Origin of the sequence: Arthrobacter sp. K5 (assembly GCF_040448525.1) — a bacterium.
In the GTDB taxonomy this organism is placed as follows: domain Bacteria; phylum Actinomycetota; class Actinomycetes; order Actinomycetales; family Micrococcaceae; genus Arthrobacter; species Arthrobacter globiformis.
Genome location: NZ_CP159279.1, coordinates 4,285,306 through 4,306,690 on the forward strand (window position 1 = coordinate 4,285,306; position 21,385 = coordinate 4,306,690).

23 protein-coding genes and 1 pseudogene are annotated in these 21,385 nt (G+C 66.0%); 9 read left to right on the plus strand and 15 right to left on the minus strand.

Going from position 1 to position 21,385, the window contains the following annotated elements; genetic code table 11:
* Positions 1-209: 209 nt before the first annotated feature.
* The gene (locus tag ABRP34_RS19555; RefSeq protein WP_353711433.1) at positions 210-434 is read right to left on the minus strand and encodes a hypothetical protein; all 225 of its coding nucleotides are present in this window, start codon (positions 432-434) and stop codon (positions 210-212) included.
* Between the two features lie 479 nt (positions 435-913).
* On the opposite strand from ABRP34_RS19555, the gene dctP reads away from it, so the two are divergent.
* On the plus strand, positions 914-1,975 hold the full coding sequence (dctP, locus tag ABRP34_RS19560; RefSeq protein ID WP_353711434.1) for a TRAP transporter substrate-binding protein DctP: 1,062 nt from the start codon (positions 914-916) through the stop codon (positions 1,973-1,975).
* Positions 1,976-1,994: 19 nt separating this feature from the next.
* Here dctP and ABRP34_RS19565 read toward each other — a convergent pair whose 3' ends face one another.
* The gene (locus ABRP34_RS19565) at positions 1,995-3,173 is read right to left on the minus strand and encodes an MFS transporter (RefSeq protein WP_353711435.1); all 1,179 of its coding nucleotides are present in this window, start codon (positions 3,171-3,173) and stop codon (positions 1,995-1,997) included.
* 109 nt (positions 3,174-3,282) lie between these two features.
* Positions 3,283-4,980, minus strand: coding sequence for an amidohydrolase (locus ABRP34_RS19570; protein WP_353711436.1), 1,698 nt, complete (start codon positions 4,978-4,980; stop codon positions 3,283-3,285).
* A 233-nt stretch (positions 4,981-5,213) separates the two neighbouring features.
* Between ABRP34_RS19570 and ABRP34_RS19575 the strand changes: the two genes are divergently transcribed.
* Complete coding sequence (locus ABRP34_RS19575; RefSeq protein ID WP_353711437.1) at positions 5,214-6,578, plus strand: MFS transporter; 1,365 nt, start codon at positions 5,214-5,216, stop codon at positions 6,576-6,578.
* 37 nt (positions 6,579-6,615) lie between these two features.
* On the opposite strand, the gene ABRP34_RS19580 is transcribed toward ABRP34_RS19575, so the two are convergent.
* The 5 genes from ABRP34_RS19580 to ABRP34_RS19600 form a co-directional block, all read right to left on the minus strand.
* Entirely contained in the window at positions 6,616-7,005 is a 390-nt protein-coding gene (locus tag ABRP34_RS19580) for a hypothetical protein (protein WP_353711438.1), read from the minus strand.
* A 10-nt stretch (positions 7,006-7,015) separates the two neighbouring features.
* Entirely contained in the window at positions 7,016-7,339 is a 324-nt protein-coding gene (locus ABRP34_RS19585) for a hypothetical protein (RefSeq protein ID WP_353711439.1), read from the minus strand.
* A gap of 116 nt (positions 7,340-7,455) precedes the next feature.
* Entirely contained in the window at positions 7,456-8,457 is a 1,002-nt protein-coding gene (locus ABRP34_RS19590; RefSeq protein ID WP_353711440.1) for a TDT family transporter, read from the minus strand.
* Positions 8,454-8,978, minus strand: coding sequence for a PaaI family thioesterase (locus tag ABRP34_RS19595; protein ID WP_353711441.1), 525 nt, complete (start codon positions 8,976-8,978; stop codon positions 8,454-8,456). Before ABRP34_RS19595 ends, ABRP34_RS19590 begins: the two co-directional genes overlap by 4 nt.
* Before the next feature lie 41 nt (positions 8,979-9,019).
* Positions 9,020-9,736, minus strand: coding sequence for an SDR family oxidoreductase (locus tag ABRP34_RS19600; protein ID WP_353711442.1), 717 nt, complete (start codon positions 9,734-9,736; stop codon positions 9,020-9,022).
* A 125-nt stretch (positions 9,737-9,861) separates the two neighbouring features.
* Here ABRP34_RS19600 and ABRP34_RS19605 point away from each other — a divergent pair, with 125 nt between their 5' ends.
* A complete protein-coding gene (locus ABRP34_RS19605) occupies positions 9,862-10,350 on the plus strand; it encodes a helix-turn-helix domain-containing protein (RefSeq protein ID WP_353711443.1) in 489 nt (162 codons plus the stop codon).
* A gap of 58 nt (positions 10,351-10,408) precedes the next feature.
* Here the strand turns inward: ABRP34_RS19605 and ABRP34_RS19610 are convergent, their stop codons facing one another.
* Positions 10,409-11,155 (minus strand): ABC transporter ATP-binding protein, encoded by a 747-nt coding sequence (locus ABRP34_RS19610; protein WP_353711444.1) that lies wholly within the window; start codon positions 11,153-11,155, stop codon positions 10,409-10,411.
* 50 nt (positions 11,156-11,205) lie between these two features.
* Positions 11,206-12,320, minus strand: a pseudogene (locus tag ABRP34_RS19615) (ABC transporter permease).
* Positions 12,321-12,495: 175 nt separating this feature from the next.
* On the opposite strand from ABRP34_RS19615, the gene ABRP34_RS19620 reads away from it, so the two are divergent.
* Together ABRP34_RS19620 and ABRP34_RS19625 are read left to right on the plus strand one after the other, a co-directional pair.
* Positions 12,496-13,809, plus strand: coding sequence for a sensor histidine kinase (locus ABRP34_RS19620; protein WP_353711445.1), 1,314 nt, complete (start codon positions 12,496-12,498; stop codon positions 13,807-13,809).
* Complete coding sequence (locus ABRP34_RS19625; RefSeq protein WP_353711446.1) at positions 13,806-14,465, plus strand: response regulator transcription factor; 660 nt, start codon at positions 13,806-13,808, stop codon at positions 14,463-14,465. Before ABRP34_RS19620 ends, ABRP34_RS19625 begins: the two co-directional genes overlap by 4 nt.
* 77 nt (positions 14,466-14,542) lie before the next feature.
* Here the strand turns inward: ABRP34_RS19625 and ABRP34_RS19630 are convergent, their stop codons facing one another.
* Positions 14,543-14,941: a DUF1304 domain-containing protein gene (locus ABRP34_RS19630; RefSeq protein WP_353711447.1), complete on the minus strand. Its 399-nt coding sequence runs from the start codon at positions 14,939-14,941 to the stop codon at positions 14,543-14,545.
* Between the two features lie 120 nt (positions 14,942-15,061).
* Between ABRP34_RS19630 and ABRP34_RS19635 the strand changes: the two genes are divergently transcribed.
* Both ABRP34_RS19635 and ABRP34_RS19640 read left to right on the plus strand, forming a co-directional pair.
* A complete protein-coding gene (locus ABRP34_RS19635) occupies positions 15,062-16,099 on the plus strand; it encodes a helix-turn-helix transcriptional regulator (protein WP_353711448.1) in 1,038 nt (345 codons plus the stop codon).
* Positions 16,100-16,206: 107 nt separating this feature from the next.
* Positions 16,207-16,554, plus strand: a complete 348-nt coding sequence (locus tag ABRP34_RS19640; RefSeq protein WP_353711449.1) for a DUF6176 family protein — start codon at positions 16,207-16,209, stop codon at positions 16,552-16,554.
* A 7-nt stretch (positions 16,555-16,561) separates the two neighbouring features.
* Here the strand turns inward: ABRP34_RS19640 and ABRP34_RS19645 are convergent, their stop codons facing one another.
* The gene (locus ABRP34_RS19645; RefSeq protein WP_353711450.1) at positions 16,562-16,885 is read right to left on the minus strand and encodes a hypothetical protein; all 324 of its coding nucleotides are present in this window, start codon (positions 16,883-16,885) and stop codon (positions 16,562-16,564) included.
* Between the two features lie 689 nt (positions 16,886-17,574).
* Between ABRP34_RS19645 and ABRP34_RS19650 the strand changes: the two genes are divergently transcribed.
* Complete coding sequence (locus ABRP34_RS19650) at positions 17,575-17,742, plus strand: hypothetical protein (RefSeq protein ID WP_353711451.1); 168 nt, start codon at positions 17,575-17,577, stop codon at positions 17,740-17,742.
* 6 nt (positions 17,743-17,748) lie between these two features.
* Here ABRP34_RS19650 and ABRP34_RS19655 read toward each other — a convergent pair whose 3' ends face one another.
* Positions 17,749-18,150: a hypothetical protein gene (locus ABRP34_RS19655; RefSeq protein ID WP_353711452.1), complete on the minus strand. Its 402-nt coding sequence runs from the start codon at positions 18,148-18,150 to the stop codon at positions 17,749-17,751.
* Between the two features lie 76 nt (positions 18,151-18,226).
* Positions 18,227-18,541 carry a hypothetical protein gene (locus ABRP34_RS19660; protein WP_353711453.1) on the minus strand — a complete coding sequence of 105 codons (315 nt, stop codon included), beginning with the start codon at positions 18,539-18,541 and terminating at the stop codon, positions 18,227-18,229.
* 194 nt (positions 18,542-18,735) lie between these two features.
* Here ABRP34_RS19660 and ABRP34_RS19665 point away from each other — a divergent pair, with 194 nt between their 5' ends.
* Entirely contained in the window at positions 18,736-20,250 is a 1,515-nt protein-coding gene (locus ABRP34_RS19665; RefSeq protein WP_353711454.1) for an MFS transporter, read from the plus strand.
* Between the two features lie 176 nt (positions 20,251-20,426).
* Here the strand turns inward: ABRP34_RS19665 and ABRP34_RS19670 are convergent, their stop codons facing one another.
* A complete protein-coding gene (locus tag ABRP34_RS19670) occupies positions 20,427-21,383 on the minus strand; it encodes a lipid kinase (protein WP_353713417.1) in 957 nt (318 codons plus the stop codon).
* Positions 21,384-21,385: the final 2 nt, after the last annotated feature.

The window sequence follows — 21,385 nt, forward strand, 5'->3', positions numbered from 1 at the left end:
GGCTGACGGTCAAATCTCGATGCATCACTTGGTCCTGCGCGGTCTTGCCAAAGGGTCGCCTCCCGGTGGTTATCCTTACGATGAACCCCGGGACGAAAGGTCTGACGAGGACTATCAGGAAACTCTGCACCAGCACCGGCCGTCTGTGAGCCCTTCGCGGTAAGAAAGTGTCCGGTCCGAGCAGACTTCCATACCGCTGCGCATCCTCACTAATGCAAGATGGCGCTGATCTCGGCCTTGACCAGCCGCTCGGCCAGTTGGCCAAGGTCCAGGTTCAGGACGGCCTTGAGGGCGCGCGCCATGTCGGGGGCTGCGGCAAGGAATTCGGCCAAGCCCGGATCGGATTCCAGCTCCCGCCCGAGCTTTCCCCTAAGCTCATCAGCAGTCCAATGGCTGTCGGTGTGCTGACTGGTGAGTACCGTCCTAGCGTTCATTGCCCTGTCCTTCCCCTGCGGCCTGAGCTTTGGCTCTGATATAGGAGACTATGCCGGGCAGGGCTCAAGAATCGGTCAAGCAACAGGCCAAATCTGCGCAGGTTTTGTTCAGCTTTCCCGGGATCGCCCGTGCCCTTCTTGTGCGCGGCTGGTTGCGTACCAAAAGATCCACGCGTGCGATGCGCAAGGCTTCGGGGAGTCGACGTTTGGTCACTGGCCGACGCCGGCATCCAGGTGCTGCTGGTCTGCTCGTCCTGGGGCCGGGAATGCACAAGACGGAGCACTAGTTAGCCCTCGTGCGGCAAATTCTGAAGGAGCTATTGGCGGCCCCTGCCATTGCCTGGTGGCCGGCCGGCGAGTAGGTTACGGGTACGCGCGCTTCTTCGTACCGCTACCCCAGGCACATTCACCGGTCTCTTCGCTAGCACGGCATCAGTGGTTCACCGTTCGGAAGGCGCGTTGCTATGAGGAATCCGTACGTGTTTCTGGCTTCAATCGGTTTAGGCCTCACTGCCATTCTCGGCGCGGCGGGGTGCACCGCGCCGACAGCTAGCCCACCAGCCACGGAACAAGCGCGCGTTCTGCGCATCGCCACCGACGACGAACCTGGCCGCCCGGCTGCGGCCCAGATTGAGGAATTCGCCCGGCAGGTTGCAGAACGCTACGGCGGCCAGCTCGTGATTGAGCCGGTATGGAAGGCCGTGGGGGAGGACAAAGACGACTGGGATCAAGCGGTGGCACGTGGAGTGGTGGCCGGCGACTTCGACATGGCGCTGGTCCCAGCGCGGGCATGGGACACCGAAGGGGTGGATTCCTTTGCGGCACTTCACGCCCCCTTCCTCGTTACTTCGAATACTCTGCTGTCCAAGGTCGCCGAACCTGCCATTGCTGACGAGATGCTGGCGGGTCTGGACAAGGTCGGCGTGTCCGGGCTGGCCCTTTTCCCGGAAGGCACGCGGCTGCTCTTCTCCTTTGGCAAACCGGTGCTGAAGCCAGCGGATCTTTCGGGCAAAACCGTACGCGCTCCGCGTTCGGAGGCTACGTATGCTCTGTTGCAGGCGCTCGGGGCCACACCCGATGACCTTGTGGGCGAGCGCTTCCCGGAGGGCATTGCCGCCGGGAAAGTTGTCGCGGCAGAATCGTCGTTCGTGGGAGCCAGGTCCTTGCCTGCGCCCACGACCGCGGCCGCGAACCTGGTGCTTTTTTCAAAGCTGAACTCCCTGGTGGCCAACGCCAATGTTTTTCAGGGCCTAAGTCAGTCCCAGAGGCAGCTACTGACGGAAGCTGCGGCGGCCACGCGCACGTGGGCAAGCGAAGCCATGACCTCGACAGCAGATGACGCCGCCGCATTCTGTCTAAACGGCGGGACCGTCATCACGGCGGCAGCGGCGGACATCGCTGCCTTCAAAGCAGCAGGCGCCGCTGTCTACCGCAAGCTCGAGGCGGATCCTGAAACAAAAGCCCGTATCGCGAAGATCAGGGAGTTAGCCGCCGCAGACCCGCCGCACAAACAGATCCCACCCTGTACCCCTGGAGGGTAGAGCAGGGTGGGATCTGCCCTCAGATGCGCGGAGCCACGTTTCGGCGCTGGGCAACCATGACGAATGCACCTGAGGCCAGGACCCCGGTCAGAGCGAAGACGAGCATGCCGGTGAATGAACCGGCGCCCGATTGGATCAGTGCTCCGCTGACGATCGGGCCGATGGAGAAGCCGCTGCCGATCATCAGGTTGGTGGTGTTCATGAGGTGTCCGCCGTTTGAGAGGTCGGACAGTGTGGACAGGAGGTAGGGCAGGATGAAAGTCCAGGCGAACTTGAAGATCACTGCGGCGATGGTGAAGCGAATTATGGCTGGTGAGCCGAAAAGTAGTCCGATACTGAGCGCCATGCCGGCGTAGCCGGCAATGAGGTAGATCCTCCGCCGGGGAGTGTCCCCGAGGGCCGTCGCCGTGAGGGCTGACAGGATCCCGGCGACGGTGGCGAGGGAAAGGATGAGGCTGCTGGCGGAAAGGTCGATTCCGGAGCCGGCGGAAATCTGGGCCATGAATGACCAGACACCGCTCAGTGCGACATAGAACAGCAAGACTGCGGCCATTCCCGCGGCTGCCTTGAGGATCGGCACCCGCGCCGGCGACGACGTTGCCGCCGGCGACGATGTCCGCAGCACATCCCCGTCGATCCGGTTGACCACGAGGAGGCACAACACGGCCAGACCGGCAAGGGTCCAGTAGATCGCCGCGACTCCTGCTCCGGCGAACAATGACGGGAAGACGGCCAAAATCAGTGCGCCCATGGCCAACTGGAATACGACGAAAATCCCAAACGCGCGGCTGGGGTTCGATGTCTTTCCGCTGAGAGTCAGGATGATCACGGTGATAGAGCCGGCCGCGAGGCTGGTCACCACCCGGGCGACGACCAGGAGCCCGAAATCGTCCAATAGACCTGAAACGAGGTTCCCTGCGATGACGACGGCGGTGAATAGGTAACTGGCTGTTCTCAGGTTCATCCGGCGCAGCCACAAATATGCCGGTACTGTAGCCAGGCTGAAGGCGCCAAGTTCCAGAGAAAAGAGCGTCCCGACCTGGACCGGGGTTAGGGCAAACTGTTGGATCAGTTTGCCGGCGATCACCGGGGCAATCAGCAGCACGGTGTAAAGGACGGCGCTGAAAACGGCAATATACGTGTACGTTCCCCTGTCGGAGGCGGTAACCCCCGGAGCGGCTTTTACGGCAGTGGTCATGGTCATGTTCTTTCGGGCAGGCCGAAGCGGCGCGGTGCCGCCGTCAGCGGGAGAAAAGGTGATTATGCCTGCGTGTCCGCAAGCCTCAGCGCTGGGACAGGCGAAGCGGTCAGGCTCGCTGCGGGGCCAGCCGTCCGGATGCGCCCGTGGCGTGTTCCGAGCGCTCTGCGTCGAAGACTTTGCGGCCGGCGAACCAGGTCTGCCGCGTGGTTATGTGCGGAACGTCCTCGATGTCAATTTCGTACGGATTGTCGCTCAGGACAATGAAATCTGCGGATTTTCCTGGCGACAGGGACCCCGTGACGTCGTCCACGCCCATGGCTTCGGCGCAATTGGTGGTGTAGATCCTGATGGCTTCTGGCAGGGTGATGGCCTGCTCAGGCCAGAGCGTGCCCGGGAATTCTCCGGTCGGGTCCTTTCGGGTCACGAGCCCGTAAATGCCTTCCCAGGCATTGGGGGATACGCTGACCGGCCAGTCCGAGCCTCCGGCGATGCGGGCGCCGGTGTCGAGCAGGGACCGGTTGGGCTGCATCTTTGAGGCCCTGTCGGCGGGAAGTACCGTGGCGATGGCTTCGGCGATGACCCCGGGAAACCACAGGGAGGGGGAGATGTCGGCGGTGACATCCAGCTCGGCGAAACGTTCGATGTCCTGTTCATGGACGAACTGGCCGTGAGCGATGTGGTACTTCGCGTCCGTGTGTCCGGCACAGCGGACTTTAGCTACGGTATCCAGCACGAGCCGGACCGACGCGTCGCCGGTGCAGTGGATTTTGGCGGAGATGCCGCGTTCAGCCGTGCTCATCAGCCACCGCTCGAGTTCCGCCGGGGGCATGGTGGTGCCGCCGCAGTGACACTCGGGAAAGCCGACGCCTGAAAGGTACGGCTCGATGAAGGCGGCCGTTCCTGCCGGGGGTACGCCGTCCAGGAAGATCTTGATGAAGTCCGGGCGGTGGTGTTCGGACCGCAACCCGTCCCGGTGCTCAATGATGCCTTCGCCCAGCGGATTGGTCCCGAAGATGAAGTCGTTGGCCTGCATGGAGGTAACCACCCAGGCCTGCAGGTTTCCCGCGTCGTCGAGTTCCTTCAGCGCCTGCATTAGCTGCAGGGATGCTGCGGCGTCCTGGAAACCTGTCACCCCGTAGGAGTGGAGGATCTCGATTCCGCGCGCGGCCGCTCGCGCCAGATCCTTTGTGGACGTTGGCCGTAGCCGGGCCAAGGTCTGCTCCACCAAGACCCCGCCGGCCTCGATCAGGACACCCGTGACGCGGCCCGATGCGTCCCGCATGATTTGACCGCCTTCGGGATCGGGTGTGCCGTCGCCGATGCCGGCCAGTTCCAGCGCCCGGGAGTTGGCCCACCGGTTGTGCTTGCTGTCATCCTTCAGCAGCGCTGGCCGTCCACCGGTGGCGGCATCAAAGCGGGCAAGAGCGTCTGCGGAATTCAATTCGGCCAGGAGCCCCGAGCCCCAGCTTCCGCCGACCACCCACTCGTCCTGCGCCAGACGTTTCGCCTGGTCCGCGACGGCGCTCAGCAGCTCCTCGAGTGTCCTGGTAGGGGGCTCGTTCAGTTCAAACAAGTCCATTTGGCCAGCAATCATGTGGTGGTTGTGCACATCCAGCAGGCCCGGCATCACGTAGCCGCCGCCAAGGTCGATGACAGTAGTCCCCGGACCGGCGGCGGCCTCAGCGGCCGCACCAAAGGAGTGCACCTTGCCGGCTTTGACCGCCAGTGAGGCAACGCGCGAATGTGCATGGTCCAGTGTGTCGATAACCCCGTTGATCAAAAGAAGGTCGGCCTGGTTGTTCATAGCATCAGTCCCTAACGCTGAGTTGATGGCACAACACTAGGGTGTGGGGAGTTCCTGGGTTTTGACTATCCGTGCACGGCTCTTGCGGAATCCTGCAGGCCCGCCCCGTTGGGAGACACAGCAGAGCGGCCCATGACGAAACGCATGGGCAGCGCGACCGCCACGACCCGTGTTCGGGGGGCCGACGTTTCCCGAGTTGGCTCCGCAAGCACCGTGTGCGGAAGACTGTTGCCGTGAGCAACTCTCCCCACACCGGCCTTGCCGTGGCAGGCCTCAGCCTGGGCACGTCGCTGAACCCGCTGAACTCGTCGATGATCGCCGTCGCCCTGGTGGTGCTGCGCGAGGACTTCCGCTTGGACGTCGCCACGGTCACCTGGGTGATCACCGCCTTCTACATCACCTCGGCCGCGGGCCAGCCGCTGATGGGGCGGCTCGCGGACAGGTTCGGGCCGCGGAAACTCTTCATGCTGGGCATGGGGCTGGTTGCGGTGTCCTGCGCGCTGGCGCCATTCTCGCCCAACTTCGTATTCGTGTGCATCGCCCGCGCGCTCATGGCGCTGGGGACGGCGACGGCGTACCCGAGTGCCGTCGTCATGGTCGGAACGCTGGCCAAGCTGGCAGACACGACTTCGACAAGGCCGCTGGGTCGTATCCAGATGGCCAACACCTCCGGGGCTGCCGTGGGCCCGGTGGTCGGCGGGCTGCTGGTGAGCCTGGTCGGCTGGCAGGCGCTGTTCCTAATCAACGTCCCGCTCGCACTGGCCGCACTGCTCATCGTGCGGAAGGCCGCCCCACCGGACGAGCGCAGGGAACAGGGAAAAATCGCCACCCTGCTGCGCGATTCCGACATCCCCGGCATCCTCGCGTTCACGGGCGGTATGGTGCTGCTGCTCATGGGCCTGCTGAATGCACTGCCCGGGTCCCGCTGGTGGCTGCTGGGAGGAGCCATGGTGCTCGCAGTGCTGTTTGCCTGGCGTGAGCTGCGCTTCGACCGCCCGTTCCTGGACCTGCGGCTGCTCGGCAGGAACCGCCCTCTGCTGATGGTCTATCTGGGCTTCACGGTGTTCAGCGGCGTCTACTACTTCGCGTTCTTCGGCCTGCCGCAGCTGCTGCAGGAGGCTGCGGGCTACAACCCGGGTGTGGTGGGAGTGCTGATGCTGCCCCTGGCGGCGATGTCAGTGGTCGTGACGCCGCTCGCCGTGCGGGCGATCGACCGGTTCGGTGTGCGGCGGGTGCTGATTGCCGGCGTCGTACTTCTGACCGTGGCGGCAGCGGCACTGTGGCTGCTGACGGCGTCATTCGCCGTCCTGCTGGTACTGGTGCTGACGGCCCTGATGGGTGTGCCGTATGGGTCGGTCAGCATCGCCTCCAACCAGGGGCTGTACCTCTCGGCTGCGCCGGAGGACAGGGGAGTGGCCGCCGGGATCTTCCAGACCTGCCGGTACGTCGGCGCCATCAGCGCCACGGTGATGATCGGCATCTTCTACGGCACCGGCGTCACCCAGGAGAACTGGGGCCGGATGGTGCTGGTGATGCTGGGACTCTGCGCCGTGACGTTCGTGGTGTCGCTGCTGTGGCGTGAGCGGAAAGCGGCGTAGGGGAACGACGGCGGCAGGTACCGTTCGCCCCGTCGATCTAGTCATCCGGCAGGCGGTCGAACCCGGCGTGAAGGTCCCGGACAACGACCGTGGCGTCGCCGAGGAGCCTGGCCTTGGCCTGAAGCTGTGCAACGAGATCCTCGGTCGGGCGGCCAAACACTTCGATGGACCGCATCTTGACGAACGGGGCAATGGGAGGGAATTTGGGCCCTGCCACCTGCATGTGAAACTCCAGTGACGCCACGTCCGGATGAAAGTGCAAGACGCTCATCGTCGAGCCATCCGCGGAGAAATAGACGCGGTAGGCGAGGATCCGCGGCTCATTCAGCTCTACGAACGCGGCCAGATCAGCCATGGCCACCTTGAGCTCCTCAAGCTTTCCGGCCTGGACCTCGGATGTGTCCAGATAGGCGATGAAGTCGTCCATGGCAGGCCCTTCAGTGCCCCAGACGCCGGATGCGGGCCAGCCGCGCCAGCCGGCTGAACGCAAGGATGAAGACCACCTCGATCAGCACCATCACCCCGAGCATCAGCCAGTGCCCCTGGGCGATGAACACCACGGCGCCGGTGAGGACGAAAATGCTCCCCAGGATCAGGGCATATACCGCGAACCCGAAGGCCACCCGCACGCTGCGTACGCCGGTGCGGAAGCCAAAGCCCTCTGGCTGTCCGCCGGGCAGTCCCGCGACGCGGTCAGGACCTGCGGGCGGGAGCCGGTCGAACTCCTGCCACAGATCCCAGTCGTGTTCCCTTTCGGTCATGCCTCCATTATCCGCGCGCCGCCGGTGGCGCCTGCTGGCGTGGAGTGCGGGCCGCCGTCGGCGATGCGGAGGGTGGGCGCAATGAGGACTCTTGTCTCCCGGTGCCCATCGAGCAGCTACTTCGGGCCGGCTATGGCCGTTGTGGCGGTGCGGGCGGCAACGGCCAGGGTGAAGGCTGTGGCGAGGCCGAGAACCGTCCAGGCGTAAATTTCCCGGCCGGGGAGGTCGGTCGCCGCAAGCCAGCGAATGGCATAGTTCGTGGTTGCACCGACGGGAAACGTGAACACCCAAAACATTTGCGTGAAGGGAAGCTTGCGGTACTCGGGAAGGAGCATGACCTGCAGCAGCACCATGATCAGCAGCACGCCTGTCAGACCCAGCTGGACTGCCCCCATGGGTCCTGGATGTGACACCATCCAGGCGATGTTGGCCGTTGCGGGCGCAGCCAGATAGGCGGACAGTCCGGTCTTGGCGGCTGCTGGCAGCTCGCCGCCGGTCATCAGGCGGACGGTGACGACGGTTCCTACGACCAGCCAGAAGAACGCGCCAATGCCGAACGCGGCGATGGCCGCATCGTGGGCGTGGATGCTGGAGAATCCGATGCTGGCAACAAAAGAGCCGGCCACGACGGGCAGCAGGTAGCCGGGATGAATGGACTGCATGGACACGCCGCCGGTGACCCAGTGGGCGAGGAGCTGCGCGGCGACGAGAGCAAGGGCGGCAATGAAAGCCATGCACAGCCAGGCGCCCCATGGCGGCAGGTACTGGCTGTAGTGCGCCGAAAGCAGGATGCCCACTAACGGGATGAAGGACGCGAAGGGCCCTGCAAGTTCGTGTCGCAGGTCGGCCCGGAATGCTCCTTTCCGGCGAAGGCCCCGGAACACGTAGACGGCGGTCATGATCAGCCACAGAGAGCCGGCCGCTCCGTACAGGATCTCCTCCGGCCACGCCGGGGATCCGAGTGTGCTCCTCGCGGCGGACCAGCCGCCGCCGAGGCCGGCCAGCCCCAGGGGAACGCCGAAGCGGCTCAGCGCCGGCATTCCCGAAGGTGCGGCCGGGGGCAAGGTGCGGTCCTGGGCGGCAGGCGTCAAGGCAACAGGGGTGGCGGTATCAGTCATGTTGTCGGTCCGCTCTGTTGGTGGGTGAAGATGAGCAGCGTGCTCGTCGCGGTGGCGAGGAGTTCTCCGCTGGCGGTGCTGAGGCGGCCTTCGGTGAAGACCGCGCGCGAGCCGGCTTTCACGACGGACCCCTCCGCGCGAAGAGAGCCCGTCCGGAGCGTGATGGGCCGCAGGTACCTGACCGCCAGGTCGATGGAGGTGTATCCGACCCCTGCTTCCAAAGTGGTATGTGCTGCGCAGCCGAGTACCGTGTCGAGGAGTGTGCAGGCCAGGCCGCCGTGCACCATTCCGAGGGGGTTGTAGTGGGCTTCTCCCGGCGAGCACTGGAACTCGACGTGTCCGTATTTCGCATCGACGAGATCGAAATTCATCAGGGAAGCGATCGGCGGGGGCGGGATGCTGCCGTCGCGGAGGCCGGAAAAGTAGTCCAGCCCCGACAGCCGTGGCAGCTGTTCGAGCGCGATTGCCGGATCCATCCAGGTAAAGGTTTCCGAGCGTTCCGCCGAGGCGTTGGTTGACACCGGTGTTTCCTCCTCAGGCTCTCTGCAAGGGTTCGTCGCCGTCATGCCCGGGCATTGGATGCCAGGGCCGGGTACAGATCCGCGATCGGGCCGGACAGACCGAGCTTCACGCCGGCGCTGATGTCGTCCACGATGACCTCGTAATCACCCTGCTCGAGGCCGTCGAACGACTTCCGTGCCACTTCCTTGGGGGAGGCCTTCGGGGCATCGACGCCCTTGGCCATGGCGGTGTCCATGTAGCCGACGTGCACACCCGTGACCTGTGTGCCCTGCGGGGCCAGTTCCACGCGGAAGGAGTTGGTGGCCGACCACAGCGCGGCCTTGGATGCGCTGTATGCGCCGGTGAGCGCGATCCAGCTGAGCACCGAGTGGATGTTGAGGACCGCTGATGTCCCGCTGGCGGCGAGCACCGGCGCGAACGCCCTGGTCAGGGCGACCGGTCCGAAGAAATTGGTCTCCATGACCTCACGGAACTGATCGTCGGAGAGCGACAGGAAAGCGTCCGATTCGACGCTCGTGCCGGCGTTATTGATCAGCACCGTGACGTCCTGGGCCCGGGCAACGGCGGCCCGAATCGAGTCTGGGTTGGTGATGTCGAGGGCGAGGGGGACGATCCGGGAGTCGTTCCACTCTTGCGGGCGGCGGGCTGTCGCGTACACCTTCGCAGCACCCCGGGCCAGGGCCTGTTCCACGAGCTCGCGGCCCAGGCCTCCGTTCGCGCCGGTGACGAGGACTACGGCGCCAGATAGCAGTGGCATGGATTCTCCTGATGTCGGATCGGGCGGCGACGCGGTTGTCGCGGCCTCAGAGCATCAGATTAGCCGAGTCGGTTGGATTTTCCAACTGACCTGTATACTTGGGGAAGAGCAGCGAAAGCAGGTGAATGATGGATCGGCCGACGGATAAGGCACTAGATGCGCCGAGGGCGTGTTTCATCGCGGCGGGCCTGGACGTGTTGGGGGAGCGGTGGGCGCTGCTGGCGCTTCGCGAAATGTCGTTGGGTGTTCACCGGTTCGATCAGATCGCGCGCAATACAGGCGCGTCCCGCGACATCCTGACGGGCCGGCTCCGCACACTCGAAAGCCGCGGCGTGATCGAGCGCGTCCAGTACTCCGAGCGCCCCGCGCGCTACGAATACCACCTCACAACTTCCGGAGCCGAAGTCGCGCCCATTCTCATTTCACTCGCGGCGTGGAGCAGTACATGGATGCGCGACGAGACGCCCCGTGCCTCCTACAAGCACAGTTGCGGGGCTGACCTGAAACCGCTGGTCTTGTGCGCGGAATGCGGTGAGGAGTTCAAGCCGGGAAGTTTGATGCTGGGACCGCTTATGTCAACGGCCGGCACGGACCCGGCGTCCGCCGCCCAGTAACCAGAGAACAGACAGAGGACGACGGCGTTACGTCCCGCCGTCGACCGCCGCAGCCCGCTCACCCCACCGGCACCACAGGAGCACTCAGCCTGCCGTCCCGCATCGTGGCGACGGCGTCGGTGAGGGGCACGAACTCGGTGTCGTGGGTGACCATGACCGTCGCCACCCGGAATTCGTCCGTGACCCGGCGCAGGAGCCGGACGACCGATTCGCTGCGCTCGTGGTCCAGGGCCGCCGTCGGCTCATCCACCAGCAGCACACTGGGATCGCCCATCAGGGCGCGCGCGATGTTGACCCGCTGGCGCTGGCCGCCGGACAGCTGGTGCGGGCGCTTGTCCGCGCTCGCGGCGAGCCCGACGACGTCGAGCAGCTCGGCCGCTTTCCGGCGCGCGGCCCTGAGGGGTTTCCGGCGCAGGTGGTCGCCGATGATGAGCTGCTCGGCGGCGGTCAGGGACGCCAGCAGGTTCGGCTGCTGGAAGATGATGCCCACCCTGTCGCGGCGCAGCGCCGTGAGTTCCCTGTCCGGCAACCCGGCAACATCGGTGCCGCCGATGGCCACGAGGCCGTCCGTGGGACGGGTCAGTGTGGCGGCGACGGCCAGCAGGCTCGACTTGCCGGACCCGGACGGTCCCACCAGCGAGACCATCTGGCCGGCCTGCACCGCGAGGCTGACGGAGTCGAGGGCTCTGACCGTGCCGTCGCCGTCGGGGTACTCAAGCGTGACGCTGACCAGGTTCAGGGGGAGGGGACGGGAAGCGGAAGGTACGACGGCGGCGGCCGGCTGGCCGGGGGACGTGAAGGTCATGCTGTGGTTTCCTTTGTCGAGTGTGCGGGAAGGGACTGGGGCAAGGCGCGCTAGTTGCCACCGAGGGCGATCAGCGCATCCACCTTGGTGACGCGCCGGACGGCCAGTGCGGCGCCGGCCAGGCCGAGGACGATGATGCCGAGCACCGGGAGCAGCGTCGTGGCGGGAGTCAGCAGGAACGGCGCGGCCTGGGCTGCGAAGGAACCGCCCAGGATGCCGAGCGCGCCGCCGGCGCCGGCGCCGGCCAGCAGGACGATGGCCGCCTGCGTGAGAGCGTCCCGCAGGACGTAGGAACCGGAGCCTTCAGGACCGCGACGTCGCGGGTGCGCTGGACGGTCCAGACGGTCAGGAAGGCCACGATGACCAGCGCGGAGATGCCGTAGAGGAAGGCCTGCATCAGCATCAGTGAGCCGTTCTCGCTCTTGAAGGAGCCCAGCGCCTGGAAGGAGTCCGTGCGTGATGCGGTGACCGTGCGGGCTGCGGCGTTCGCCGCGGACTCGTCGACGCTGCTGCCGTCCCGGTAGCTGACGGCGAGGACCGTGCCCAGCTGCTGCGGGTCCGTAATGTGCGCCAGGCGGGACCAGTCGGGAAGGGCCGTCCACACCACGCTGGTGTGGGAATACCACTGGTCCTCAACCACGCCGCTGACGGTCAGATCGCTGCCGCCGACGCTGGCCGTGTCGCCCACGGTGAGTTCAAGGTCCCGGGCCACGGTACTGCCGACCACCACGGTGCCGGGCGCGGCGGCGGCCGGCGCCAGCCCGCCGTCGGGATTCACGCCGAACACTGCGACGTTCGCGGTGCCGCCCACGGCGGACCCGGTGCCGCCGGCCTGCAGACGGGCCTGGCTGATCCCGACCGCCTCGGCGGCGTCCACGCCGGGGACGCGCTTCCACACGTCCAGCTGCGCCGCGGTGACCGCGCTCTCGGTGTAGGACGCCTTGGGTTCGCCGGCGCCGGGGGCGCCGAAAACGATGGTGTCCACCGGCTTGGATACGCCGCCGGTGCCGGCACCCAGTTTGGCGATGGCCGACGTCGACTGGTCGCCCAGCCCGGCAGTGAGCCCGGAGAGCATGACCAGGAGCAGCGTAATCAGGGCGACGACGCCGCCCATGAGGGCGAAGCGGCCCTTGGCAAAGCGGATGTCGCGGAGGGCGAGGAACACGGTGACTCTTTCTTTCGGCGGGCGGCAGCGGGAGAAGAGGCTGCTGTCTCCACTTTCCGGTGTGGGCCGCCCGCCGGCATGGGGGAGAAGGATGATCCGCGCGTGACGGGCGGTTGATTCCGGAGTCAACCGATCGGTTGATCCGGCCCGGTAGGCCGCGGCATATGCTGAAACAATGTCTGCCCCGCCGTCCGGTACCGCGATCCTGCTCTTCCTGCGGGTGACCCTCCACGTCGGCTTCGCCGTCCTGCTCGGGGTGGCCACCCTGGGGCTGCTGGCGGGCGGCGGCGGTCCGGGCGGCAGCCGGTATGGGTGGACGGCAGCCGCCGCAGTGCTGGCGGGGGTTTACCTGGCTGGCACCCTGCTGGAGAAGCGCTTCGCCGCCGGCAGGTCGGGCTTCGACCCCCGGCGGTACGCGGTGCTGTGGCTGGGGATCGTCACGGTGCTGTGGGTGGTGCTGCTGGCCGGCAGCGCGGACTTCTCCTGGCTCGCGTTCCCGCTGTTCTTCCTGCACCTGCACGTTCTGCCGCGGCCTGTTGCACTGGTGACCATCGCGCTGCTGACGGCGGCGGTGATTGCATCCCAGTGGGCGGCGAGCGGCCAGGCCGCCCCGCACGTGGCCATGGTGCTGGGGCCGGTGGTCGGTGCGGCCTTCTCCGTGGTGACGGGGCTGGCGTACCGCGCGCTGTACCGGGATGCGGAGAACCAGCGCCGCGTCGCCGATGAGCTGCGGCGCACCCGCGCGGACCTGGCCAAAACCCAGCACGACGCCGGTGTGCTGGCTGAGCGTGAACGGCTCGCCCGGGAGATCCATGACACGCTGGCGCAGGGGTTGTCCAGCATCCTGCTGGTGGCCCGCGCCGCCGAGAAGTCATTGCGCGACGGCGACACTCCCGCCGCCGGGGACCGGCTGGCTTTGGTGCAGCAGACCGCTGCGGAGAACCTGGCGGAGGCGCGCCACTTCGTCCGCGGCCTCGCCTCACCGCAGCTGCAGGAATCCTCCTTGGTGGAGGCACTGCGCCGGCTCTGCAGCGAAACCGAGGCGCTCGCCGCCGCCCGGGGCCCGGGACTGCAATGCCGGCTGCAGGTGGAGGACGTCCCGGCGGAGCTGCCGCAGCCCTACACGGTAACGCTGCTGCGGGCGGCGCAGGCGAGCCTGGCCAACGTGAGGGAGCACGCCCACGCGGGCACCGCGGTGGTCACCCTGGCGTTCCTGGGCAACGAAGTCACGCTGGACATCTTTGACGACGGCGTCGGCTTCGACCCAGCGGAAAAGCAGCCAGCACAGGACGGGAGGACAGGCAGCCGGCCGGACGCGCGGCCGGAGGGGCGGCCGGATGGGCGCGGATTCGGGCTGCGCTCGCTGCGGGAACGCGTGGGCATGCTGGGCGGCTCGCTCGACCTGGAGTCGGCACCGGGCGAGGGAACTGTCGTGGCGGTCCGGCTGCCGCTGGATGCTGCCCAGGACGGTTCGGAGGAGCCGGCATGACGGGTGACATCCGGGTGCTGCTGGTGGACGACCATCCCGTGGTCCGCGCCGGCCTGCGGGCGATGCTCACGGAGTTCGACGGGATCTCGGTGGCAGCAGAGGCAGCCCACGGCGAGGTGGCGCTGAAGGAGCTCGCGCGCCTGCACGCCCACGGCGAGCGGGTGGACGTGGTGCTCATGGATTTGCAGATGGGCGCCGGCATGGACGGCGTGACGGCGACGTCGAGGATCCGGCTGCTCGATAAGGCGCCGCCGGTGCTCATTCTGACCACCTACGACACGGACGCCGATATCCTCGCTGCCGTTGAGGCAGGTGCCAGCGGCTACATGCTGAAGGACGCGCCGCCGGAGCAGATCCGGCAGGCGGTGATCGCCGCCGCGGCGGGGCAGACGGCCCTCGCCCCGAGGGTCGCCGCGCTGCTGATGGGCCGGATCAGCAGCCCCGCCCCCGCTCTCACGCCGCGGGAGGTGCAGCTGCTCGAGCGGCTGGCCACGGGGCTGTCCAACCGTGCCATCGCCAAGGAGATGTTCATTTCGGAGGCCACGGTGAAAACCCACCTGGTGCACATCTACGAGAAGCTCGGCGTGGACAACCGCACGGCAGCGATCGCCGTGGCGGCGGAGCGGCGGATCATCCGGGGACGGGGTTCGCGGTGACGTCGGTGGTTGAGCCTGTCGAAACCGAGCCTGCTGGAACCTGGCTGCGGTGCAGCCCGTTCAGAAAGCCAGCCCGTTCAGAACGGCAGCGCCACCAGGGCTATCAGCGGAGGGACGGTCGAACCGAGCGTGCCGGGGATGCTGTCGCCCTTCCGGGGGTAGTGGCCCAGCCAGTCCGCGAGGCCCATGGTGGCGCCGCTGAGCACCATGTTGGCGCAGCAGTACACCACCAGGGTGTAGCCCACCACCACGTGGCCCGTGTTCACTGCGACCACGCCGGCGATGTTCCCCAGCCCGATCAGGAGGTTGCGGAACCCGGTGGGGATGGCCCACATCATCACGGCGGGCACGTTCTGCGCGGGGGTGCTGAGGAATTTCTGCGCCGCCGGGTGCCGCAGGAAGAAGCTTTCCAGCGGGAACACCACGATGTAGATCAGGGCGGCCACCACCGCGAAGAGCTGGGATACGGCGTTCATGGGGGAAGAGTACGACGGCGGCGCGCGCCGCTGCGATCCCCTCACCGGGGGTTCCGGGAGACTTCCTCAATCCCCGGTTTGGGGGATTGCGGTCCGGCCGACCGGCCGGATACTGGACGTATGTGGGAGGAACGCGCCGAGCGTGCCCGCCGCGAGATCGCGGACCTGGCCGGCGGCGGACTGGACCTGGCTGAGCTGTACGCCGCGGCGCTCGAGGTGGTGCGGCGGTCGGTGCCGTTCGATCAGGGCTGTTGGGCCGGCGTCGACCCGGACACGCTGGGGATGACGTCCGTGACCAATTGGCGGCCGTGGCCGGTGACGGACGAGTATGCCGCCCGCTTCGCCGAGACCGAGTACACCGGTGCCGAGCCGAACACGTTCAGGGAGCTGCTGCGGCGGCCGCGGCCCGTGGCCAGGATTTCTGACGCCCCGCACCGGGACGTGGTCCGCAGCGTCCGGATCAACGACCTGCTGGCTCCCCAGGGTTTGCATCATGAGCTGCGCGCGGCGTTCCGGGTGGACGAGGCGTGCTGGGGTGTGGGCAGCATCTTCCGGGAGGCCGGGCAGGACTTCTCGGACCGTGAGGTGGAATTCCTGGATGCCGTCACCGCCACGTTGGCTGCTGCCACCCGGGTGGCGGTGCGGGTGCAGCGCGGGGCGCGGCCGGCGGCGGGTGGCCCGGTGATCGTGATCGCCGGGATCCATGGCGAGCTGCGGGCGGCCACCCCCGCTGCGGTCCGGTGGCTGGCGGAGGTGGAGGATGCGGCGCCGGGCGGTTTCACCATGGTGCTGTATTCCGTGGTGGCGCAGGCCCACGCCTCCGTCTCCGGCACGGCCCGGGCCAGGATGCGTGACGCCGGCGGCAACTGGGTGGTGCTGCAGGCCAGCCGTCTGATCGCGGGCGACGATCCGGAGCAGATGGTGGTCACCGTGGAGCCGGCCGGCTCGCACGACGTGGTCAGCCTTCTGCTGGCGGCCTACGGGGTTTCCGCCCGGGAGCGGGATGTCTGCCTGGAGGTCCTCTCCGGGAGTCCGTCGGCGGACATCGCCCGGAACCTATTCATCTCCCCGCACACGGTGCACGACCACCTGAAGGCTCTCTACGGAAAAGTGGGCGTTGGCAGCCGCGGGGAATTGGTGGCGAAGCTGCTGGTTTAGCCTTTTGTGGTTGAGCCGTCGAAACCCGAGAAGGGCAAAACACCATTTACCGCGTCCCCCGAAAGAAATAGGATCGGGCCGTAATTACGGCACCGAAGGAGACTGCCATGGAGTGCATCGTGTGGTCCGCACCGATTCTGCCCGGCAAGCTGGAGGCTTGGAAGGCATTCGCCGAGGGCACAAAGACGGGGGACGACTATGACCGGCAGCGAAAGCGCATGGGAATAGTCCGGGAAGTTGTATCACTGATGCAAACGCCGGGCGGGGACTTCGCTTGCATCTTTCAAGAGGCCAAGGATCTCGCCAGGGCCTTCCAGGTGCTCGCCCAATCGGACGATCCCTACGACGTGTGGTTTCGGGACCAGATTATGGAGCTCCATGGACTAACACCGGAAATGCTGCAGGCACCCCCGCCGGCGATCGTCGCCGTCGACTATCACAGCGACGAGGGCTAAGCCACGCTTAGTGCCCCAGGCGCCGGATACGGGCCAGCCGCACCAGCCGGCTGAACGCAAGAAGGAAGACCACCTCGATCAGCACCATCAGCCCGAGCATCAGCCAGTGCCCCTGGGTGCTGAACACGACGGCGCCGGTGAGGACCAGCACGCTTCCCAGGATCAGGGCGTAGACCGCGAACCCGAGGGCCACCTTTGCGCTGCGCACGCCCGTGCGGAAGCCAAACCCCTGCGGTAGTCCGCCGGGCAGTCCCTGAACGCGGTCGGGCCCTGCGGGCTGGAGCCGGTCAAACTCCTGCCACAGATCCTCGTCGTGATCCCGATCGGTCATGCTTCCATTATCCCGCGCGCCGGGGCGCTTGCTCACTGCCCAGGCCCCTACTGGGGTCGACCGGCCCCTCGTCAGGCACGCGCATCGTACGCATCGAGGCGCCCTTCCTCAGGAGTGCTGCGATGTGTCTCGTAACTAACGGTGTACACGGCGGCGATTCAACCAGAGGGTTATGAGACATAGTTACGAGTCACGGGTCGCGGACGAACTCGCGCGACTCCACGCAAATTAGGGCAAAGCGGTCGTTCGGCCGGTGAGACGGTTCATATCCCAAGGGTTATGAGACCCGCCAGTTGCTCCGTTTGGCGGCCATATGCGGGACGAGCAGTGAGGCAGGGCATACGAGCATGTCCGACACCCCCACATGTGAATCGCAGCGGCAATAGGCGTTTTTGTGTCAGCGGTGAATGGCGGGTGTCCGTTCCTGGAATTAGGGCATTGATCATCAGATCAGCTATTCCCATAAGACGGGGGAACTCGGTGGACGTGGATTTTCCGGGAGGCACCGTCATCGCGCAACCCAGACGGCAGTACGACCATATTCAGCGGCGGCCGGGACACCATTCACCAGACCCCTGCTTTCGCCGAAGGAGGCCGAGTCGAAGTTCGCCCTCGACTACCCGGAACTGGAGGGAGTAGAGCCGGTGACTAGGGCAGGGGATGCCGCTACGGTGGTACTGGTGGCGCCAATGAGGATTCCTAGCTACCTGGCGATACTCGACTCCGAACCCGATGCAAAGTGGCCCCGGCCCGTCGCCGGACGGTATCTGATCCCGGGTGGGCCCGGCATCCGTGCAAGCCAGGAATACAAGCCGTCAAAATCGGTGGACAGGCTGGCCGTCCAGCAGCGTTGGTAGGTCCAGTTACAGGACGCACCCCCGGAGGCTGTCCGTGGTTCCCGTCCCATGACATCCCACATCGGAGGGGCCGATGTTGATCGTTTTATCGGGGCTGAAGACACCCATCGAGAACGACCCGTATCCGATTCGAGGATCGTTCAGAATCACCTTGAGGGCTTCCCTTGCCACACGCTTGATTTCATCCTCGTCGTAGCTGTCGGCCGTGACCGACAGCGTAATGAACGTCCCCGAGGGATTGGCGTTGACGTGCGGATCGACGGTGATGACACCTGGGATGGGCTCAACATCCTCGATTAGCGCTGCTTCGATGGAGGCGGCCTTTTCTTCGTAGCCGCAACCCGACAGCGAGAGGGCGGCACTTGCAAGGATAAGGGCGACGAAAGGCAGGCGAAGGCGTCGAGTCATGGGGCTAGTCTTCCCTAGTGCGGGCGTACCCCATCCCTCATCTCCGTGTTTCTCGAAACCTACGTGCCTCGAAACGCTAGGGTATCGAAACACTCGGATCGGTCCGCCTTGCACCGGATGGATACCCCACCCACTCACCCCGCCCGTTCGGGAAGATGTTAATTGCCCGGTCGATACACTCGAACGCATCCCGCCGCGCATCTTGGTTCGGACCGAGAAGTTCAGCCAGCAGCCCAAGTGTGGTGAACCGCCGATCATCCCCGAGCAGCTGATAAGTCGACTTGCGTCCCATGCCGAAGAGGCCGGACCGCTTCTGCTCGACGACCCTGAACCACTTCTCCTCATACCCCATGCTGGCCACAATAGCGGTGGCGACGCCAACAGGAGTCACCTGTCGCCTGAACAGGGGCCAGCAACCCGCGGAAGCGGACGACGGCGGAGGCCCGCTCGTGTGAATACGCTGCGGTTTTCGTTGTTGTGTCAGAAGGCCAGTGGGAAGATGGTCGGAGAGTTGGGCACTTATTGGGGGTGCCGGCAGAACGGCGGCGCGTGTCCAGTCCAAGAGACAGGGACGGTGACCGAGCCATGACAGAGCACCATCTGCAGCAGCGGCGGCTGCGCGTGTCCGACGTCAACGTCGTCAACCACCGGACGCTGCGGAAAGCGCTCGGCGGCACCATCGTCGGCAACACGATGGAGTGGTACGACGTCGGGGTGTTCGGTTACCTGATCACCACGATGGGGCCGGTGTTTTTGCCCGAGGCGGACAGGGCCGTGCAGAACCTGTTCCTGCTGGGAACCTTCGGCGCCACGTTTATCGCCCGGCCATTGGGCGGCATCTTCTTCGGCTGGCTGGGCGACAAGATCGGCCGGCAGAAGGTGCTGGCCATGACGCTGATGATGATGGCCGCGGCGACGTTCGCCGTCGGCCTGCTTCCCGGGTATGCGGTGCTGGGCATCTGGGCTGCCGTTCTGCTGGTCGTCACCAAGCTGGTGCAGGGCTTTTCCACCGGCGGCGAGTACTCGGGTGCCACCACCTTCGTCTGCGAGCACTCGCCGGACCACCGTCGTGGCTTCTTCGTCAGCTTCCTCGACATGGGCAGCTACCTCGGCTTTGCGCTCGGTGCCGCGCTCGTGTCCGCCCTCCAGCTGATCCTGGGTCAGGGCCAAATGGAGGCGTGGGGCTGGCGCATCCCGTTCCTGATCGCAGGGCCCCTGGGCATCGTGGCCATCTATTTCCGCATGAAGATCGAGGAGTCGCCCGCCTTTAAGGCCACGCAGGAAGCCGAAGCCGTGGCCGCCAAGCACCACGAGACCGACGACGACCTCCGTCCCGTGGGCCCGGTGGGAATCTTCAAGGACCACTGGCGCCGCATCCTGCTGGCCATGATCCTCGTGGCCGCCGGAAACACCGTGGGCTACGCCCTCACGTCCTACATGCCCACGTATCTCACCACCAACAAGGGCTACGACGAGATCCACGGAACGCTGCTGACCGTTCCGGTGTTGGTGGTCATGTCCCTGTGCATCCCGCTGACGGGCCGCCTCTCAGACAGGATCGGGCGGCGACCTGTGCTCTGGATCGGGGCTATCAGCACGGTGGTGTTTTCACTTCCCGCGTTTCTTCTGATCTCGATCGGAACTGTACCGGCCACGCTCGCCGGCCTTGCACTGGTCGCGTTTCCCGTGGCATTTTTCGTGGCCATTCTCGCGTCGGCGCTGCCTGCGCTGTTTCCCACGGCCCACCGCTACTCTGCCATGGGCATCGCCTACAACTTTGCCGTGGCGATCTTCGGCGGCACCGCCCCGTTCATCATCGCCGCGCTCATCCAGGCAACCGGCAACGACCTGATGCCGGCGTTCTACCTCATGGCGACGTCGGCCATCGCAGCCGTCGCGATCTACTTCCTCCCCGAATCCGCGCAGCGGCACCTGCCCGGCTCCATGCCCAGCGTGGACTCGGACGAAGCCGCACGCGAGCTCGTGGAGACCCAGGACCACAACCCGCTGCTGGAGATGGACACGCTCCCGTTCGACAGCAGCTACGAGGCAGCCCGGGCGTCCCATGGGGACCGGCCTGACAGGCCGACGGTGATGTGAGCAGACGACTCATCAGACCCAAATCGGCATTAGCAATTCTGTTTCAGTTGAACATCTAGAGTGGATATCTCGTTCCAGAGTCAGAGCTCCTGCGGCTCACGAGACCAGCCACGTGTTCCGCTCTGTCGGCCCGGTGGGGATTTTCAGGGACCACTAGCGCAGCATCGTGCTGGCTTTCAACTGGACGGCCAGTCCGCGGCGCCAGGTCCGTCGAACAACGCGCTGGTGCTGCTCCGGGGGACCACCACGTGGACGGCGTTGCGCTGGACGGTGAAATCGGCCGGCGTGCTGGTGGCGATCTCGCCGTCGAGGTTCACGCCCAGCGGCTGCTCGGTGACAAGCCGGACATGTCGGCTGGTCAGGTGGTACACCCGGTCGTGTTCGATGAAGCTTCCGTCCTTGAGCAACCGTGCGATCTTCACGTGCTCCCGGAGCGGCGCCGCCAGGATGGCGTAGATGTCAAGAGTGTGATCGTCTATCCCTGCGGTGGGTGAGACCGTGTTGCCGCCGCCGTAATGCCGGCCATTGCCGACGGCCACCTGAAGCAGGTTTTCGAGCTCCATCGGCTCGTGGTCCCCCTCGGGAAACTCGAGACGGGCCCGGAACGCCTTGTGCCCGGCATAAGCCCGCAGGGTGGCAATGCCGTAGGCCAGCGGTCCGATGTACCGCTTCAGGCGTGGGCTGAGGGCTTCGGTAACAGCCACCGACAGGCCCACGGACGCGACGTTGAGGAATGGCTCACCGTTCGCCCGGCCCAGGTCGATGTCCACCACCTTCCCGTCCGCGACGGCAGCGCAGGCCTCGGACAGATTGTTGGGTATCTCCAGCGTGCGGGCGAAGTCGTTGGCGGTGCCCAGCGGAAGAACGCCGAGCACAACGTTGGTGCCGGCAACTCGCCCCGCGGCGTAGGACACGGTCCCGTCGCCGCCGCCGACAACCACCAGGTCGTGCCCGTCCGCAATCACTCGATCAAGCGTCCCGGCCAGATCGCCGCCGGACAGCACGTGGTGCACGGAGGAGATCGGCACGCCTGCCTTGCGCATCGTGTCCACCGCAAGTTCGTGCGCCGCCCCTCGGCGTGATCCGGCGTTGATCACCACGGCGGCAGAGCGGGCGTCCCGAGCAGCCTTCATGT